The organism is Collinsella sp. CLA-ER-H3, from assembly GCF_040092425.1.
Classification (GTDB): domain Bacteria; phylum Actinomycetota; class Coriobacteriia; order Coriobacteriales; family Coriobacteriaceae; genus Collinsella.
This window is the reverse complement of record NZ_JBBNLP010000003.1, coordinates 218,989-237,018: the sequence shown is the minus strand read 5'-3', so window position 1 is coordinate 237,018 and position 18,030 is coordinate 218,989. Positions and strand designations below refer to the sequence as shown.

The 18,030-nt window shown below is 60.8% G+C and carries 14 protein-coding genes; 13 read left to right on the top strand and 1 reads right to left on the bottom strand.

The window, feature by feature from the left end; all coding sequences use genetic code 11:
- Positions 1 to 16: 16 nt before the first annotated feature.
- From AAAX32_RS03835 to AAAX32_RS03805, 7 genes are all read left to right on the top strand, one after another.
- Entirely contained in the window at positions 17 to 1,789 is a 1,773-nt protein-coding gene (locus AAAX32_RS03835) for an ABC transporter ATP-binding protein (protein ID WP_349100048.1), read from the top strand.
- A gap of 19 nt (positions 1,790 to 1,808) precedes the next feature.
- Entirely contained in the window at positions 1,809 to 2,774 is a 966-nt protein-coding gene (locus AAAX32_RS03830; protein WP_349100047.1) for a hypothetical protein, read from the top strand.
- Between the two features lie 206 nt (positions 2,775 to 2,980).
- Positions 2,981 to 4,420, top strand: coding sequence for a glutamine-hydrolyzing carbamoyl-phosphate synthase small subunit (carA, locus tag AAAX32_RS03825; RefSeq protein ID WP_349100046.1), 1,440 nt, complete (start codon positions 2,981 to 2,983; stop codon positions 4,418 to 4,420).
- A 1-nt stretch (position 4,421) separates the two neighbouring features.
- A complete protein-coding gene (gene carB, locus AAAX32_RS03820) occupies positions 4,422 to 7,736 on the top strand; it encodes a carbamoyl-phosphate synthase large subunit (protein ID WP_349100045.1) in 3,315 nt (1,104 codons plus the stop codon).
- A 440-nt stretch (positions 7,737 to 8,176) separates the two neighbouring features.
- Positions 8,177 to 8,641: a 5-(carboxyamino)imidazole ribonucleotide mutase gene (gene purE, locus AAAX32_RS03815; RefSeq protein WP_006235810.1), complete on the top strand. Its 465-nt coding sequence runs from the start codon at positions 8,177 to 8,179 to the stop codon at positions 8,639 to 8,641.
- Between the two features lie 35 nt (positions 8,642 to 8,676).
- Entirely contained in the window at positions 8,677 to 9,681 is a 1,005-nt protein-coding gene (locus tag AAAX32_RS03810) for a class B sortase (protein ID WP_349100044.1), read from the top strand.
- A gap of 36 nt (positions 9,682 to 9,717) precedes the next feature.
- Positions 9,718 to 10,134: a molybdenum cofactor biosynthesis protein MoaE gene (locus tag AAAX32_RS03805; protein WP_230318606.1), complete on the top strand. Its 417-nt coding sequence runs from the start codon at positions 9,718 to 9,720 to the stop codon at positions 10,132 to 10,134.
- Between the two features lie 106 nt (positions 10,135 to 10,240).
- On the opposite strand, the gene AAAX32_RS03800 is transcribed toward AAAX32_RS03805, so the two are convergent.
- Positions 10,241 to 11,470 carry a putative ABC transporter permease gene (locus AAAX32_RS03800; protein ID WP_148331752.1) on the bottom strand — a complete coding sequence of 410 codons (1,230 nt, stop codon included), beginning with the start codon at positions 11,468 to 11,470 and terminating at the stop codon, positions 10,241 to 10,243.
- A gap of 296 nt (positions 11,471 to 11,766) precedes the next feature.
- On the opposite strand from AAAX32_RS03800, the gene AAAX32_RS03795 reads away from it, so the two are divergent.
- From AAAX32_RS03795 to AAAX32_RS03770, 6 genes are all read left to right on the top strand, one after another.
- Positions 11,767 to 13,437: an amidophosphoribosyltransferase gene (locus AAAX32_RS03795; protein ID WP_148331751.1), complete on the top strand. Its 1,671-nt coding sequence runs from the start codon at positions 11,767 to 11,769 to the stop codon at positions 13,435 to 13,437.
- A 157-nt stretch (positions 13,438 to 13,594) separates the two neighbouring features.
- On the top strand, positions 13,595 to 14,698 hold the full coding sequence (gene purM, locus AAAX32_RS03790; protein ID WP_117655823.1) for a phosphoribosylformylglycinamidine cyclo-ligase: 1,104 nt from the start codon (positions 13,595 to 13,597) through the stop codon (positions 14,696 to 14,698).
- Positions 14,688 to 15,389, top strand: coding sequence for a phosphoribosylglycinamide formyltransferase (gene purN, locus AAAX32_RS03785; protein ID WP_006235804.1), 702 nt, complete (start codon positions 14,688 to 14,690; stop codon positions 15,387 to 15,389). Before purM ends, purN begins: the two co-directional genes overlap by 11 nt.
- 179 nt (positions 15,390 to 15,568) lie before the next feature.
- Complete coding sequence (locus AAAX32_RS03780) at positions 15,569 to 16,033, top strand: PTS sugar transporter subunit IIA (RefSeq protein ID WP_349100043.1); 465 nt, start codon at positions 15,569 to 15,571, stop codon at positions 16,031 to 16,033.
- A 204-nt stretch (positions 16,034 to 16,237) separates the two neighbouring features.
- Positions 16,238 to 17,461, top strand: a complete 1,224-nt coding sequence (locus tag AAAX32_RS03775; protein ID WP_349100042.1) for a peptidylprolyl isomerase — start codon at positions 16,238 to 16,240, stop codon at positions 17,459 to 17,461.
- Positions 17,462 to 17,515: 54 nt separating this feature from the next.
- Positions 17,516 to 17,959 carry a GatB/YqeY domain-containing protein gene (locus AAAX32_RS03770; protein ID WP_006235801.1) on the top strand — a complete coding sequence of 148 codons (444 nt, stop codon included), beginning with the start codon at positions 17,516 to 17,518 and terminating at the stop codon, positions 17,957 to 17,959.
- The last annotated feature ends 71 nt before the right edge of the window (positions 17,960 to 18,030 follow it).

Genomic DNA, 18,030 nt, shown 5'->3' with positions numbered 1-18,030 from the left:
TTTCTTTGAGGATCACATGCTGAAGAGGTTTCTTTCGTATTACAAGCCCCAGATGGGGCTTTTTGTTGCTGATACTGTTTGCGCTCTGGTGCTTGCTGCCATTGACCTTGCGTTTCCTATTATTCTGCGCAATTTGACCGGTGGGCTGTTTACCCAGGGCCAGGCTGCCATTATGCAGGCGCTCGGTATGATCGCGGTGGGGCTGGTGCTGATGTATGCCGTTCGCTGCGCCTGCCGCTACTTTGTGAGCTACTGGGGCCACGTGATGGGTGCGCGCATGGAGTCCAAGATGCGCGAGGACCTGTTTGACCAGTACGAGCGCTTTAGCTTTGCGTACTTCGACCGCAACAGTTCGGGCGACATGATGAGCCGCGTGGTCAACGATCTGTTCGATATCTGCGAGGCGGCGCACCACGTGCCCGAGTGGATCATCATCTGCGGCATCGAGATTATTGGCTCGTTTGCGATCCTCTTTACCATCGCCCCGGTGCTGGCGCTCGCCATGGCCGTGGTGACGGCGGCTTTTGCGGTCATCATGTTTTGGCAGAACATGCGTATGCGCGAGGTCTTTAGCGACAACCGCAAAAAGATCAGCGGCATCAATGCGCAGCTGCAGGATTCGCTGGCGGGTATGCGCGTGGTCAAGAGCTTTGCCAATGAGGAGACCGAACGCTTCAAGTTCCGCACCTCCAACAATCGCTATCTTTCGTCCAAGGAGAACATGTATCACGCCATGGGCGTCTATACTGCGACGTATGGCCTGCTCTCGGGTGTGCTCTATGTGATCGTGGTACTGCTGGGCGGCTGGCTGGTCGCCCAGGGACAGCTGCAGGCGGTCGATATGGCGACCTTTGCACTCTATATTTCGCTGTTCTGCACGCCGCTCGAGACACTCGTCAATTCGGCCGAAACGTATCAGAAGGCTATCGCCGGCTTTAAGCGTATGGACGAGGTGCTCTCGACCGCGCCGGATATCCAGGACAAGCCGGGCGCCACGGATCTGCAGGTGACTGCCGGCGCCGTGGATTATCACGACGTGTGCTTTAACTACGAGGACGTTGAGCTGGGCGAGGGTGATGCCGACGAGCGTCCCGTTATCGACCATATGAATCTGTCCATCAAGCCCGGGCAGACCATCGCTTTGGTTGGCCCTTCGGGCGGTGGCAAGTCCACGACCTGTTCGCTGCTGCCGCGCTTTTATGACGTGGCTGCCGGATCCATTAGCATCGACGGCCAGGACGTGCGCGATGTGACGCAGCAGAGCCTGCGCCGCGCCATCGGCCTGGTGCAGCAGGATGTCTACCTGTTTGACGGAACAATCGGCGAGAACATCGCCTACGGCAAGCCGGGCGCTACGGCAGAAGAGATCGCCGAGGCCGCCCGTCGCGCCAACATCGATGCCTTTATCGAGTCGCTTCCACAGGGCTATGACACGGTCGTGGGCGAGCGCGGCAGCCGTCTTTCGGGCGGCCAAAAGCAGCGCGTTGCCATTGCGCGTGTGTTTCTCAAGAACCCCAAGATCCTGATTTTGGACGAGGCGACGAGTGCTTTGGATAACGAGAGCGAGGAGGCGGTGCAGGAGTCACTCGAAGAGCTGGCACGCGGCCGCACCACGATTATCATCGCCCATCGTCTTTCGACCATTAAGCATGCCGATGAGATTGCGACCGTTGAGCATGGTCGCGTTGTGGAGCGTGGCACGCACGAGGAGCTTCTCGCCCGTGGCGGCACCTATGCCCGTTACTATCGAATGCAGTTCGAAGGTGCGCGTGCGCACGAGCTCGACTGATTGATACGACAGGAAGTTTATGGCTGACAAGAACCCTTTGACTCCGGAAGAAGTGACGGAGTTATTCTCCGAAATCGATGCATCCGGTGTCTTGGATCCCACGCTTGCCAAAAAGCGAACCGAGCGCATGCGTGAGAAGGAGGCTGCGGCCAAGCGCGGTGATAAAGCGACGCTAGCGCAGCTGCGCAGCGAGGACCGCGCGAGCCAGGCAAAACATATCGACCCGCTGTCCGAGGACGATCCTTCGGGCTCGCAGGTGAGCCATACCATTACGAAGACCGCGATGGCCGTGGTCATCGGTATTCTGGTGCTGATCGTGGGCATGCAGATCGGCTACGGCGTGATGCGCCGTCTGAATACCGCCAACCTGTCCGAGAGCGTTTCGGTGGATACCGTCTCGACCGCGCTCAAGGGTGGACTCGAATGGGGCAACGGCTTTACGCAGTTCCCGCTTGATTTTTCTGTCGACGAGGCCGATGAGCGCACGGGCACGGTTGAGGTGACGGTGTTGGACACGTCGTCTGCCAATGAGCTCGAGCTGCTGTCCAACGGGCAGATCCAGGCCGCGGCGCTTGCGACCAACGCCCTGCTCAACGACAAGATTGACCGCGTGGTGTATAACGTTCACGCCTATATCGACGAGGATAGCAACATTCAGCACGATTCCTTTTTTGGCATGTTCCCCGCGCGGGGTCATCAGAGCGCCATTTTGACGTTTGTGTGGACCAAGAGCTCATCAAACGCCACGAGTATCGACTGGAAGATGCGCATCGTAAGCATGGACGACACCATTGCCGAGCGCATTCAAAAACAGGTGAACTCGGTTTCGTCGCTGATCGAGGACCCGGTGGTGAGCCAGACCAAGATTGACGAGGAAAAGGCCGAACGTGACCTGGAGCATCGTCTGCATGGCCGCGAGATTTTCCGCGGCGGCAAGCCCGATCGTTCACCGTCCGATCTGCTGGAACAGGACAAGAAAAAATAAGACGCCATCATCCCGTGTGAGCCACAAGCCCCGCGGGATGATTTTTAATCCCCGTCCCAGAAAAATCATTATGCATAGAAAGTCATAATTATCATTTCGTAAACATTTCGATGAAATTAACGCCATGAGGCATGCTTGCGGTTACAATACCGCGAGGCCTAACTACACACCTTTAAGCCGGTCCTGTGAGACCGGGAAGGAGAATTATGGCGAACAACCATACCGCGGGCGCTGCCGCCCGCACCTTCGCGCCCAGCGAGCTTTGCCAGCGTATGCTGGCCAAAACCAGCAAGGGCACCTGCGGTCCCTGTATCCTGTATCTTGAGGATGGGACCATTTTTTATGGACGTGCATGCGGCGCCGAGGGCACCGCGACCGGCGAAGTCTGCTTCAACACCTCGCTTGAGGGCTACTTTGAGGTCATGACCGACCCGAGTTATGCCGGCCAAATTGTAACCATGACCTATCCGCAGATCGGCAATTACGGTATCGACGAGACCGATGTCCAGTCGGTCTTCCCCGGCGACGCCGTGCGCCCTGCGAGCGCTCCGGCTATGCGCGGCATGATCGTTCGCGACATGTGCGCCACGCCTTCTAACTGGCGCTCGGCCGTCAGCGTGCCGGAGTACCTGCGCGCTCACGGCATCGTCGCTATCGAGGGTGTCGACACCCGCGCTCTGGTGCGCCATCTGCGCGACAATGGTTCCAAGATGGGCATTATCTCGACAGAGATCTTCGAAGTCGACGAGCTCGCCGAGCGTCTGGACGCAGCGCCCACGCTGGTGGGCGAGAACCTGGTCAAGACCGTGAGCTGTCCCGCGCCTCACGAGTTTGTGGCCGCCGACCTGCCTGCCACGCATGGCTTTGCGCTTGCGGCTGCCGCTCCTGCCCGTCACAAAGTGGTCGCCTACGACTGCGGTGTGAAGCGCGGTATTCTGGAGGGCCTGGTCCGTGCCGGCTGCGACCTCACCGTCGTGCCGTGGGATACGCCCGCGAGTGAGGTGCTCGACATGAATCCTGATGGCGTCTTTTTGTCCAACGGCCCCGGCGACCCCGATGCCGTGGTGGAGACCTACGAGCAGGTGCAGCAGCTGATCGGCAAGGTGCCGGTCTTTGGTATTTGCCTGGGTCACCAGATGATCAGCTTGGCCTGCGGCGCCCAAATGGAAAAGCTTAAATTCGGTCACCGTGGCGGTAACCAGCCGGTTATGAATCTGGTGAGCCGTCGCGTGGAGATCACCGCGCAAAACCACGGCTTTGGCCTGCTGTTCCCCAGTCTGGGCAAACTGATTCCGGAGCTTTCCGGCGGCGAAACCGAGCATGCGGCCGATGGCGACCTGCGCGCCTGGGTGCGTCGCGGCGTCGCGCCGGTCGTGATGAACGAGCGCTTTGGTCGCATTCGCCTGACACATGTGAACCTCAACGACGGCACCGCCGAGGGCATCCAGCTGCTCGACGCCCCGTGTTTCTCGGTCCAGTACCACCCCGAGGCTTCGCCCGGCCCCACCGATGCCCACTATCTCTTTACCGCCTTTACGCGACTCATGGACGGCGAGGAGAACTACCTGGACATCGACACCGCGAAGGACCGCCTCGCCGGCTGGAATTTCGCCGAGTCCGAGAACGCTGCGACCGAGGAGAACTAACATGCCTAAACGTACTGACATCAAGCGCATCCTCGTTATTGGTTCGGGCCCCATCGTTATTGGCCAGGCCTGCGAGTTCGACTACTCCGGCGCCCAGGCCTGCAAGGTGCTCAAGGAGGATGGCTTTGAGGTCATCCTGGTCAACTCCAATCCGGCGACCATCATGACCGACCCGGGCTTGGCCGACCGCACCTATGTTGAGCCTATCACCGCCGAGTTTATTGAGCGCGTGATCAAGAAAGAGCGCCCGGACGCGCTGCTGCCCACGCTGGGCGGCCAGACCGGTCTGAACGCCGCCGTCGAGCTGGCAAAGGACGGCACGCTCGACAAGTACGGCGTCGAGATGATCGGCTGCGACCTGGCCGCTATCGAGCGCGGCGAGGACCGCAAACTCTTTAACGAGGCCATGGCCGAGATCGGCCTGGAGGTCGCGCGCTCGGGCTATGCCTACAGCGTGGCCGACGCCGAGGCTATCGCCGAGCGCGTGGGATATCCCTGCGTACTGCGCCCGAGCTTTACCCTCGGTGGCGCCGGCGGCGGCATCGCGCATACCCACGAGGAGCTCGTCTCCATCGTGAGCCAGGGCCTTGAGCTCTCGCCTGCCCATGAGGTGCTGGTCGAGGAGTCCATCGAGGGTTGGAAAGAGTATGAGATGGAGGTCATGCGCGACCACGCCGGCAACGGCATCATCGTGTGCTCCATCGAGAACCTCGACCCCATGGGCGTGCACACCGGCGACTCCATCACCGTGGCGCCAGCGCAGACCCTCTCCGACCTTGAGTATCAGCGCATGCGTGTCGCGTCGCTCGCCATTCTGGAGAAGATCGGCGTCGAGACCGGCGGCTCCAACGTGCAGTTTGCCGTGAACCCCCAGACCGGCCGCCTGATCGTCATCGAGATGAACCCGCGCGTGAGCCGTTCGTCCGCACTGGCCTCCAAGGCCACGGGTTTCCCCATCGCCAAGGCCGCCGCGCGCCTGGCCGTGGGCTATACGCTCGACGAGATCGTCAACGATATCACCAAGGCAACGCCCGCCTGCTTTGAGCCCACAATCGACTACTGCGTCGTCAAGGTGCCGCGCTTTGCCTTCGAGAAGTTTAAGGGTACCGACCCCACGCTCACCACGCGCATGAAGGCCGTGGGCGAGATTATGGCGATCGGCCGCACCTTTGAGGAGGCCTTCGGCAAGGCCATGCGCTCACTGGAGGACGGTCACCAGGGCATCTGCGCCGGTGGCAAGGAGGGTGCCGACAAGCTGAGCGACGATGAGCTCGCTCAGGCCGTGGCAACCCCGACCGAGCACCGCATCTTCTTTGTGGTCGAGGCCCTGCGCCGTGGCTGGGACATCGCCCACATCCATGCCATCTGCGGTATCGATCCGTGGTACCTCAACCGTATCAACGACATGGTGCAGGTCCAGGAGAGCATCCGCGGCCTGCGTGTGGAGGATATCGACGCCGACGCGATGCGCCTGCTCAAGCAGTACGGCACGAGCGACGCCGAGATTGCCGCGCTGACCGGCTCGGACGAGCGCTTTGTGCGCGCCTATCGCAAGGGTCTGGGCGTGGTTCCGAGCATGAAGACGGTCGATACCTGCGCTGCGGAGTTCTCGAGTGCCACGGAGTACCACTACAAGACCTACGAGAACATCTACCGCACGAGCCCGGTCGCCAAAAAGTGCGTGGCCCCCGATGAGACCACGCCGGCAGATAAGCCCAAGGCGATGATCCTGGGCGCCGGCCCCAACCGCATTGGCCAGGGTATCGAGTTCGATTACTGCTGCGTGCACGCGAGCTACGCATTGGCGGCCCGCGGCTTCGAGACCATCATGGTCAACTGCAATCCCGAGACCGTTTCGACCGACTACGACACGTCCGACCGCCTGTACTTTGAGCCGCTCACCTACGAGGACGTCATGGACGTCATTGACGTTGAGCGTCCCGACGGCGTCGTGGTGACGCTCGGCGGCCAGACCCCGCTTAAGCTGGCGCGCATGCTCGAGGAGAGCGGCGTGAACATTATGGGTACCAAGCCCGACGCCATCGATTTTGCCGAGGACCGCGAGCGTTTCGCCGCTCTGCTCGACAAGCTGGGCATCATGTACCCGCCGGCGGGCCAGGCCACCTCGTTTGAGGAGGCCGAGGCCGTGGCCGCGCATATCGGCTACCCGCTGCTGGTGCGTCCGAGCTACGTGCTGGGCGGCCGCGGCATGATGATCGCCTACGATGCCGAGCATCTGCGCGATTACATGGCAGAGGCTGCGCGCATCAGCCCCGACTACCCGGTATATCTGGACCGCTTCCTGGAGGGCGCAATCGAGTCCGATGTCGACGCCCTGTGCGATGGCGAAGAGGTGTACATCGGCGGCATCCTGGAGCATATCGAGGAAGCTGGTATTCACTCCGGCGACTCCGCGACCTGCATTCCGCCGTTCAGCTTTAGCGAGAGCCTGCAGGCGAAGCTCCGCGAGACCACGCGCCGCATCGCGATGGCGCTGGGCGTGCGCGGCCTGGTCAACGTGCAGTACGCCATCAAGGGCGAGACCGTTTACGTGATCGAGGCCAACCCGCGTGCCAGCCGCACCGTGCCGTTTATCTCCAAGGCCACCGGCGTGCCGCTGGCCAAGTGCGCGGCGCGTATCATGGCGGGCGATTCCATCGCAAGCCTGGGCCTGCCGAGCGACGAGCGTCAGCTGGACTGGTTCTGCATGAAGGAAGCCGTTATGCCCTGGGGCCGTTTCCCGGGCGCCGACGTTATCCTGGGGCCCGAGATGAAGTCGACGGGCGAGGTCATGGGTATCGCCAAGAGCTATCCCGAGGCATACGCCAAGACGCAACTGGCGATTGACTACAAGCTGCCCGACCCGAGCGCCGGCAAGGTGTTCATTAGCGTGTGCGACCGTGACAAGCGTCATATCCTTTCGGTCGCCCGTATCCTGCGCTACCTGGGCTTTGATATCTGCTCCACCGAGGGCACGGCGCGCGTGCTGCGTGGAGGCAACGTGACGTGCGAGGTCGTGGAAAAGATTAGCGGCCCGCACGACGGCGAGCGTCCCAACATTGGTGACCTCATCGCCGATGGCAAGATTGCGGTAATCATCAATACGCCGTATGGCCCGGGTTCTCGTGGCGACGGCTACCTTCTGCGCACCGAGGCGGTGCGTCGCGGCGTGACCTGCGTGACCGCGATGTCCGCGGCCAACACGTACGTGAGCGCTATCGAGGCCGTGCGTGAGGACCAGCAGGGTCACGGCAGCGCCAACGACATGGGCATGGACGTCATCGCCCTGCAGGACCTGCCGCAGTACACGGTGTAGTGTGACCTGTCCGGCCGGGGCGGGAGGGGCCGAGATTTCCCCCTTTCGCTCCGGCTGCAAGCAGAGTCGCTCAGGAGGAAACTCGGCCCCTCCCGCCCCGGCCTGCGGTGACTTAGCTGCACCGTGTGCTGCCAAAGGGGCTTTGCGCGATGACTAGGGCTGAATTATTAGTGTGGGCCCTGCCGTTCGAACGAACGGCAGGGCCCACACTAATAATTCAGCCAACGTACGTCATAGCAACCCCCGGTAGGTCGAGGGTGCCCCGCGGCGGTCTGGTGTTTTCATCTGAACGACTTTGCGAAGCAACCGGAGTGAAGATGAAAACACCAGACCGCCGCGGGGCACCCGCAGACCGCAGGGACGGGAGCAGCTATACTACTCTCAGTAGTTAAGGGTCGCGGATCCGCCGCGTCGCCGCTCTCAACAGGAGGTCTTTGTTTATGGCAGATCAAAAGCCGGTCGTCGGGATCATCATGGGTTCCAAGTCCGATCTGGGCGTTATGGAAGGCTGCACCGCCGAGCTCGAGGCGCTTGGTGTGCCCTATGAGCTCGTCATTGCGAGCGCACACCGCACGCCGGCGAAGGTCCACGAGTGGGCCTCGACTGCCGCCGATCGCGGTATCAAAGTGATTATCGCCGCCGCCGGCAAGGCTGCTCACCTGGGCGGTGTCGTGGCTGCCTTTACGCCGCTGCCGGTCATCGGCGTGCCTATGAAGACGAGTGACCTGGGTGGCATGGATTCGCTGCTGTCGATGGTGCAGATGCCTTCGGGCGTGCCCGTGGCCTGCGTTGCCATCAACGGCGCCAAGAACGCCGCCATCTACGCCACGCAGATTCTGGGCGCTTGCGACCCCGAGTACCGCAAGGTTATCGAGAAGATGAAGCAGGAGATGGCCGACGCCTAGGCGTTCCGCCGTTTCACCGCAGTATAAGGAGAGCCATGTCCGACTATCAGGGAAAACGATTCAAGGCTTCTCAGATTCCCGATCCGTCGAAGCCGGGTGCTGCCCATGCGGCACAGCAGGGTCGGACATCCTCTCCTCAGCAGCCGCGCGCACCGCGTCCCGTAACGCCGATGTCCCATCATCGCCAGGATACGCCGGCTGCATATCGCCCTTCGTCGTATGATACGGCCAAGAAAGAATCGCGTTCTACGAAACAGTCGGGCGCTGCTCCGTCGAGCTATACCGAGCCGCCGCGCAAAAAGCGCCGCTCCGTTATCCCCATCTTGCTCATCATTATTGGCATCGGCCTAATCGTTGCCGCCGCTGCCATCTTTATCAATGCGCAGATTGGTTACAAGCAGGCGAGCGAGTCGTACCAAAAGATCGAAAAGCAATATATAAGCGATAAGGACGCCAGCGGTGTGCCGATTATCGACTTCGATGCGCTTGCTCAGACAAACCCCGAGATTGTGGGTTGGATTTATGTGCCGGGAACCAACATCAACTATCCCGTGGTGCAGACCAACAACAACTCCAAATACCTCAACACGCTGTTCGACGGTACAGCCAATGCATCTGGGGCCATTTTCCTGGATAGCGATGACACCGCGCCGGGAATGGTTGACCAGCAGACCACGATCTACGGACACCATATGAACGATGGGTCGATGTTCAACGTGATTTCGGATACGACTGACCAGGCAACGTTCGATAGCATTGAATATGTGTACTACATCACACGGGATGCTACGTATAAGCTGCGACCACTGGCGACCAAGGTCGTTGAGGACACGTATGCCAAGGCGCGCACGCCCAATTTTGAGGGCGATGACGGGCTCAAGAACTACCTGTCCGAGATGCTCGACGGTGCTTCGGCAGTGGCGAGTGATGCAGGCGACCGCGCTGCTTCGGCAACCAAGGTCGTAACGCTTGTGACCTGTCGTTCGTTATCGCTGAGCAACACGCGTGCCGTCATGGTGCTCACTCCGGTCGAGGAATAGATGATGGGCTACTCAATGACGGTGAAAGGGGAAATGATGCTCGAGAATGGCAAAACGATGCCTTCGGTTGATGCTTGGCTGCGCGAGGCCAAGGCCGATTCGTCGGCACCTGCGTGCGGTATGTATCTGACACATAACGGTGTGGTGCGCGCGACGCCCAAGGCCGAGGCGCGCGGTGTCGAGACCGATGGCGTGGCGCCGGGCCATAAGGTGGGCGGCATGGTGTTTGGCTACGACGCCAGCAAGGTGCAGGCTGCTATCGAGGCCACGCGCGCGATGCCGGGTATCGGCTATGTGCGCGTGTGGCTGGCAAGCGGCGAGCTTGCCGTAGGTGACGACATCATGCTCGTGCTCATCGGCGGGGACATTCGCCCGCACGTGGTCGATGCGCTGCAGGCGCTCGTTGGCACCATCAAGAACGAATGCGTGAGTGAGGTCGAGCGCGAGGCGTAAGGCCTCGTCGGCAATCCGAGTCTGTCTATAGCGAAAGCCCGCCGGCAGTTCATGTAGATCTGCCAGCGGGCTTTGATGTGTTGGAGCTATTTTGCTCTGGCGTTTGCTACACGCGTGTGGCGTCCTTGGGGCTCATGGTCATACTCTGAAAACGGTTCTCCATATATTCGTTATCGAAATGCTTGTCATAGAACTGTGCGACGGGAATATTTCGAACGGTTCCGTTGACGCGCTGATACCAATAGTCGAGCGATTGCAACGTCATGACGCCGTCGATCAACATGACGGCGGTCAGGATGACGGTAGCAGAGTAGCGGCGTTTCCATGGAATCATATTGATGAGCTTAAGCAGGCGCGGCAGCAAGACCTTGATCCAGATGAGGCCACCCAGGCCCCACATGCAGGCAAACGGCGTGCATGTGCGTCCCCCGGTCAATACCGCGATGGGATCGGGCATGCCGAATAGCCTAATGTGTGAATAGCTCCACGACACCACGCCAAATGAGGTCTGCATAAACCAGCCTACAAACACCTCGAAAGCGCCGCCGATCAGGGCACTTACCAGGAAAATGATCAGAGGATTCTTTTTATAGAAGCGGTTGAGCGCCATGGTCATGAGCACCGCGCCAAATCCGTAGATGGGGCTAAAGGGGCCAAATAGCATACCGGCACGGTCCTGATAGACGCCGGGATCGACGACGACCATATGCCAGACTTCCTCGAGAATGAGACCTAACACGCTGCAGACGAAGAATACCCAGAACAGGTTGAAGTAGTTGAGCTTGATGTAGCCCTCGCCGGTTTCGTCGCGGCCGAGCATCCCCTCGGCGGCGGCATCGCGGTCGAGCATCTCTTGCAGACGGCGCTGCAGTTCGCGCTCCTGGCGTAGCGTGGGGTCGACGGTGGCCGACAGCGCAATGAGGATGACAAGCTGGACGGCGGGGCGCAGCAGGAAGGGTCCGATGCCCTGGAGCATCACGTCAACTAAAAGCTCCACGACGGTAAATGCGATGAGGACGTAAGACAGGCGGGCGGCATTGCGCCGCTGGTCCTTGATGAGGTCCAGGCCAAAGACGATCAAGATGATCGCGCTTGCCGCCGAGAGCATAATGCCGGCGACGATAAGGCCAACCGCGACTAGGGTGTTATCACCGAGCTTAGCGGCGACGTTGCCGTTAATGAGTGCGGTGATGACCTGCCACATAAAAACGGCGACTGACGGGAGCGTGCCCACGCCAGATAGGGTGCACAGGACTGCGTAGACCTTGATGATAAGGGGGATCTTCTTGGCCTCCGTGGTGCTGGGGACACTGGGGTCGAGTTGATTTCGATCCATACGCTACCTTTCTCGTCTTGTAGTAGCCTACAAGGATACGCCGACGACCAGCTAAAAGACAGGACGAACGTCCCAATTGCAACAATGTAGCCCCTAGCGCGGGCGAGACACGGCGCACGGGAAGTCTTCGAGGCCGTTGCCCCTGAGAGTGGACTACCCAATAAAATGTTTGGTCGCAAAACGGATAATAAGCTCGGTGGGCTTTTAAAAAGCGCTGCTCATGCGCGGGGGAGCGCGTCGCGCCGTGCGTATAATAAGGCGGGTAACGCCAAAATACGAGGCTCTGAGGGGATGCCATGTCTCAAGAAACCATCCGCGCGGCCGAGCGTGCCGCGGGACAGGTGAACGCCATGTCGACGTATGATCCGGACTCTGACCAGCTGCATGAGGAATGCGGCGTTTTTGGTGTCTGGGCGCCCGATCGCGACGTGGCTCGACTGACGTACTTTGGCCTGCGTGCACTGCAGCATCGCGGCCAAGAATCGGCGGGAATCGCCGTTGGTGACGGCGGTACGGTTATGGTCCGCAAGGATCTGGGCCTGCTCGACCGCGTGTTCTCCAATGCCGACTTGTCGACGCTCTCCGGTCAGCTGGCCGTGGGTCATGTGCGCTACGGCACCGCCGGCGCCAAGAGCTGGGAAGCCTCTCAGCCGCACCTCTCTACCATCAATAGCGTCATTATCGCGCTCGCGCACAACGGCACCCTCGTCAACACCGACGAGCTGCGTCGCCAGCTGATCGAGCTGGGCGTACCGTTCCTCTCCAACTCGGATTCCGAGGTCGCGACCAAACTCATCGGCTACTTTACTCAGCGTACTGGCCATCTGCGCGAGGGCATTCGCAAGACCATGGAGCTCGTGCGCGGCGGCTACGCCATGACGCTCATCAACGAGCAGGCGCTCTACGCATTCCGCGATCCGCACGGCATTCGCCCGCTCGTGCTGGGCAAGCTGGTGGACGAGGGTCTGGACCAGGCCGATGCCGCATCCGTTTCGCAGCTGCCGTCGCAGGACGGCGCCGCGACGGTCGACGCCACCACCCATGTCACGCGCGCCGGCGGCTGGGTCGTTGCCTCCGAGACCTGCGCGCTCGATATCGTGGGCGCCGAGTACGTCCGCGACGTCCGTCCCGGTGAGATTTTGCGCATCAGCGCCGAGGGCCTTGTGTCCGAGCAGGGCGTGCCTGCCGCCGAAGAGCCTGCTAACTGCATTTTTGAGCAGGTCTACTTTGCTCGCCCCGATTCCATCATGAACGGCAAGAGCGTCTACGCCTGCCGTTATGACATGGGTCGTCAGCTGGCACATGAGGAGCCCGTCGAGGCCGACCTGGTCATCGGCGTGCCCGACTCCGGCCTGCCGCCCGCGGAGGGCTATTCGCACGAGAGTGGCATTCCCTTTGGCGAGGGCCTCATCAAGAACCGCTATGTGGGCCGTACGTTTATCGAGCCTACGCAGGAGCTGCGTGCCATGGGCGTGCGTATGAAGCTCAACCCGCTGCGTGACAACATCGAGGGCAAGCGCCTGGTCGTCATCGACGACTCCATCGTGCGCGGCACCACCATGGTGCAGCTCGTCAAGATGCTGCGCAACGCCGGCGCCAAGGAGATTCATATCCGCATCAACTCGCCCGAGGTCATCTGGCCGTGCTTCTACGGTATCGATACCGACGTGCAGTCGCAGCTTATCAGCGCCAACAAGACGGTCGACGAGATTTGCGAGTATATCGGCGCCGATTCGCTGGCCTTCCTTTCGGTCGAGGGCCTGCTTAAGGTCATGCCCAAGGGCGGTTACTGCGATGCGTGCTTTACCGGCCGCTACCCCGTGGCGATTCCCGAGAGCTTTGGCCGCGACAAGTTCATGGAGGGCTTTAAGCCCCGCAACCTGGACAAGCCGCTGCACTTTGATGACGACGCCGTGGTCGAGAAATACGACGATCGCAGCTGGGAAGAGGAACACGGCGAGGCCTAAAACCTGCCAAAAAGGGACAGGTTTATTTTGGTAGGTTTTACCTGCTGTTTTGTTGATATGACGGCGCGCGTTGTTATGGCGCGCGCCGAAATGAACGCAACTATGAGCACCGTTTGGCGCCCGGGCGGCGCCACGGTAGTGGGAGAGGAAGGCTCAGATGAGCGACAGCAAGCATGTGACGTATGAGGATGCCGGCGTCGATACCGCCGAGGGCGGCCGCGCCGTTGACGCTATTAAGCAGATGGTTAAGGACACCAACCGTCCCGAGGTCATCGGCGGCATCGGTGGCTTTGGTGGCCTGTTCTCGGCTGCCGCGCTTAAGGATATGGAAGACCCGATTCTGATTAGCGGTACCGACGGCGTGGGCACCAAGCTCGTGCTCGCCCAGATCATGGACCGTCACGAGACGGTGGGCCAGGACCTGGTTGCTATGTGCGTCAACGACATTCTGGCTTCGGGTGCCGAGCCGCTGTTCTTCCTGGACTACGTTGCCATCGGCCACATCGAGGCCGAGCACATGGCAAAGATCATCAAGGGTGTGGCCGACGGCTGCAAGCTCGCGGGCTGCGCGCTCGTGGGCGGCGAGATGGCCGAGCACCCCGGCGTCATGGCTCCTGCCGACTACGACCTTGCCGGATTTACCGTGGGCGTCGTCGACCGTCCCAAGATGCTCGACCCCGCGAATGTCCGTCCCGGCGACGTGATCCTGGGCCTGCCTTCCACCGGCGTGCACTCCAACGGCTACTCGCTCGTGCGTAAGGTCATTGGCGTCGACGGTATTAAGCCGGGCACGCCCGAGGCCGCCGCTAAGGCCGAGGAGCTGAGCCGTCCGCTCGAGGAACTCGGCGGCGCATCGCTGGCAGACGCCCTGTTGGCCCCCACGCGCATCTATGTCAAGCCGATTCTGGAGCTGCTGCGCGGTGGCGCTCCGGTGCACGCCATCGCCCATATCACTGGCGGCGGTATTACCGAGAACCTCAACCGCGCGCTCGCCGACGACGTCGACGCCGTGGTCACCCGCAACGGCGCCGAGATGGGTTGGGACGTTCCGCCCGTCATCACCTACGTGTCGCGCCAGGCCGAGCTCGCGCCCAACGAGGCATGCAAGACCTTCAACATGGGCGTTGGCCTGTGCCTGATCGTCGCCCCCGAGGACGAGGCTGCCGTGACCGAGGCCCTGGTCGCGCTGGGCGAGAAGCCGTTCCGCGTGGGCGAGTGCGTCGAGGGCTCCGGTAAGGTCGTGTACTCCGATGAGCGCTAACGAGCAGATGGCTGCTGCCGCGAGCCTGGGCTTTGTGCCCTACACCCGTCCGACCGGCACCGATACGGCCGAGCCGCTCAAGATCGGTGTGCTCATCAGCGGTTCGGGTACCAACCTGCAGGCGCTGATCGATCTGATCGCCGCCGGCAAGCTCAACGCTTCGATTGAGCTTGTGGTGTCGAGCCGTCCTTCGGCTAAGGGTTTGCAGCGCGCTGAGCGCGCGGGCATCCAGACGCTCACGCTGTCCAAGGATGTCTATGCCGACCCCATCGCGGCTGACGAGATTATCGCGCATGAGCTGCTCGAACGCGGCTGCGAGTACGTGGTGATGGCCGGTTACATGCGCATGGTGCACACGCCGCTGCTGGCGGCGTTTCCCAATCGCGTGGTCAACCTACATCCGGCGCTGCTGCCGAGCTTTACCGGTGCCCATGCGATTGACGATGCGTTTGCTCGCGGCGTCAAGGTGACCGGCGTGACCGTGCACTTTGCCAACGAGATCTACGACAACGGCCCCATCATCGCCCAGCGCGCGCTGGCTGTCGAGGAGGGCTGGGACGTCGACACGCTCGAGGAGCATATCCACGCGATTGAGCACGTGCTGTATCCCGAGGTTGTTCAGATGCTCGCCGACGGCCGCGTCCACGTGCTGGAGAGCGGCAAGGTCGCAATTGATGCGCCTCGCGGCTAGTGGCACACAGTACAATTTAGCCGAGTAGTCAGGGTGGTCATTGGCGCCAAGGCGCAAGTGGCCACCCTTTGTTTTAGGTAGTCATTGGGGACGTTCTTAAACGACTAGTCATTGGGGACGTTCTTGAATGACTAGTCGTTTAAGAACGTCCCAGGTGACTAGGTGAGAGAGGTGGGCCCATGGCTGATAACGAAGCATTGTTTACGCCTGAGCTGGTGTTTTTTGATTGGGAGTGTGCGACGCCGGATGAGGTGTTTGCGCGACTCGAGGGCGAGCTCGCTCCGCGTGGCTACATTGCGCCCGGTTGGCTCGACGCCGTTCGCACACGTGAGGACGCCTATCCCACGGGTCTCGCTATGCCGGCGGCAAACATCGCCATTCCGCATACCGATCCGGGATTTGTGGCCAAGCCCTATATCGCGGTGGTAAAGCCTGCCACACCTGTGACGTTTAACGCGATGGCGGGCATGGGCGCCCCCGTGCCGGCGCAGATCATCATCAACCTGGGCATTGCCGAGCCGGGCGGTCAGGTCGAGGCACTTCAGGCACTCATGAATATCTTTATGGATGCCGACGCTGCAGCCGATGTACTCGGCCAAACCACGCAGCAGGACATGGTCGACGCCATCCGTCGACACTTTTAAGGCCGGCACTGGGGGACTGCCGGCAGCCGGGGACAGTCTCCATCTGCCGGCAGAAAAGGAACGTCCCTAACTGCCAACTGCCAGACCTGTCCCCTTTGCACCAAAATGGTGCAGATTAACCTGTCCCCCATGCACCAGGTGTGCCGCGGGGGCTGCGTTGTGACACAATGGCGTTTGTTCGATTCGTGATGCGAAAGGCCAAACATGGCAAATAAGAAAAAGAACCCCGAGGTCACGCCGACGCCCGAGCAACAGGCTCGCGCCGCCTCCAGCTCTCGCAAGAAGCAGCGCAAGACCTATGTGTCCAAGACCGTCAAGATTGTCCTGGTGGTCATCGGCGTGCTGGCGATGCTGCTTTCCGTCTCGGCCATGGCGTGCTCCGGCCTGATGTCACAGACCGAAAGTGCCAGCTCGGGCTATAAGCTTACTGGTGGCGTGGCTGCCACTATCAACGGCACCAACCTCACCGAGGACACCGTGACCAAGCAGATCATGAGCATGCGCACGTCCTATGGCTACACCAAGGACAAGGACTGGGCGCAGTACCTGGTCGACAACGACCTCACGCCCAAGAAGTATCGCAAACAGCTCATCGACTCCTACGCGCAGCAGATTCTGCTTCAGCAGGCGCAGAAGGAAAACGGCGTAACCGTCTCGGACGAGGAGGTCGAGAAGGCTTGGAAGGGCGCGTGCAAGAGCGCGGGCGGCGCCAAGACTTTTAAGAAGACGCTTAAGACCTACGGCTACACCGAGGACACCTACAAGGATTCGCTCAAGGAGAGCCTGGCGCAGCAGAAGCTCAAGGATGCCGTGGCACCCACCAGCAAGCCCAAGGACAGCGAGATTGTCGATTACATCAATGAGAACCTGTCCAACTACAACGACGCCCGTCGTTCGTCGAATATCCTGATCAAGGTTGATTCCGACGCATCTGACGAGGACAAGGCTGCCGCCAAGGCCAAGGCGCAGGAGTGCCTGGACAAGATCAACTCCGGCGAGCTGAGCTTTGAGGATGCCGTGGAGCAGTACTCCGACGATACCGGCTCCAAGGATAAGAAGGGCGATGTGGGCTGGGACAAGCTCACCACCTTCGTCGACAGCTACCAGGCGGCGCTCGAGGGGCTCAACAAGGGCGATGTGAGCGACGTCGTCGAGTCGACCTATGGTTATCACATCATCAAGTGCACCGACTACTTCCATGTCGATAATCAGGTCGATGACATTAAGCAGGTGCCCAAGGACATCAAGAAGTACGTCTCCAACGTTGTGAAGACGCAGGCGGCAAGCACCGCGTACAGCGAGTGGCTGGAGCAGTACAAGAAGGATGCCGACATCACCGTTAACCCCATGCCCAAGGACGTGCCGTACAACGTCAGCCTGAAGGGCGTCACCAAGAGTTCGACCGACGATTCGTCGACGACTGAGTAATCATGGAGCGGCGCTCGTGCGGGTGCCGCCCACGCTATTGAGGAGGATTTGCAGATGACCAACGAAGAGCTGCAGAAGGAAATGATTGCGGCCATGAAGGCCAAGGACAAGGTTCGCCTGTCTATCATTCGCCAGGTCAAGGCCGAGGTGAAGAATATCGAGGTTAACGAGCGCCGCGACGTGACCGAGGAAGACGTCAACAGCATGATCAAGCGTCTGATTAAGCAGACGAGCGAGACGCTGGAGATGTCCATTAAGGCCGGTACCGACCAGGAGCGTACCGACAACCTGACCGAGCAGGTCAAGATTCTGGAGAGCCTGCTGCCCGCGCAGGTTTCGGGCGAGGAGCTCGAGGCTCTGATCGAGCAGGTCATCGCCGAGCTGGGTGCGACCTCTAAGAAGCAGATGGGCCAGGTCATGGGTGCTCTGGGCAAGGCCACCGGCGGCAACTTCGATAAGCCGGCAGCAGCAAAGATCGTCGGCGCAAAGCTTGCGTAGGGGCCGAGCGGTACATAGTTGATGTTGAGGGGCGTGGCCGTCATGGTCGCGCCCCTTTTTGCTGGGCTGGG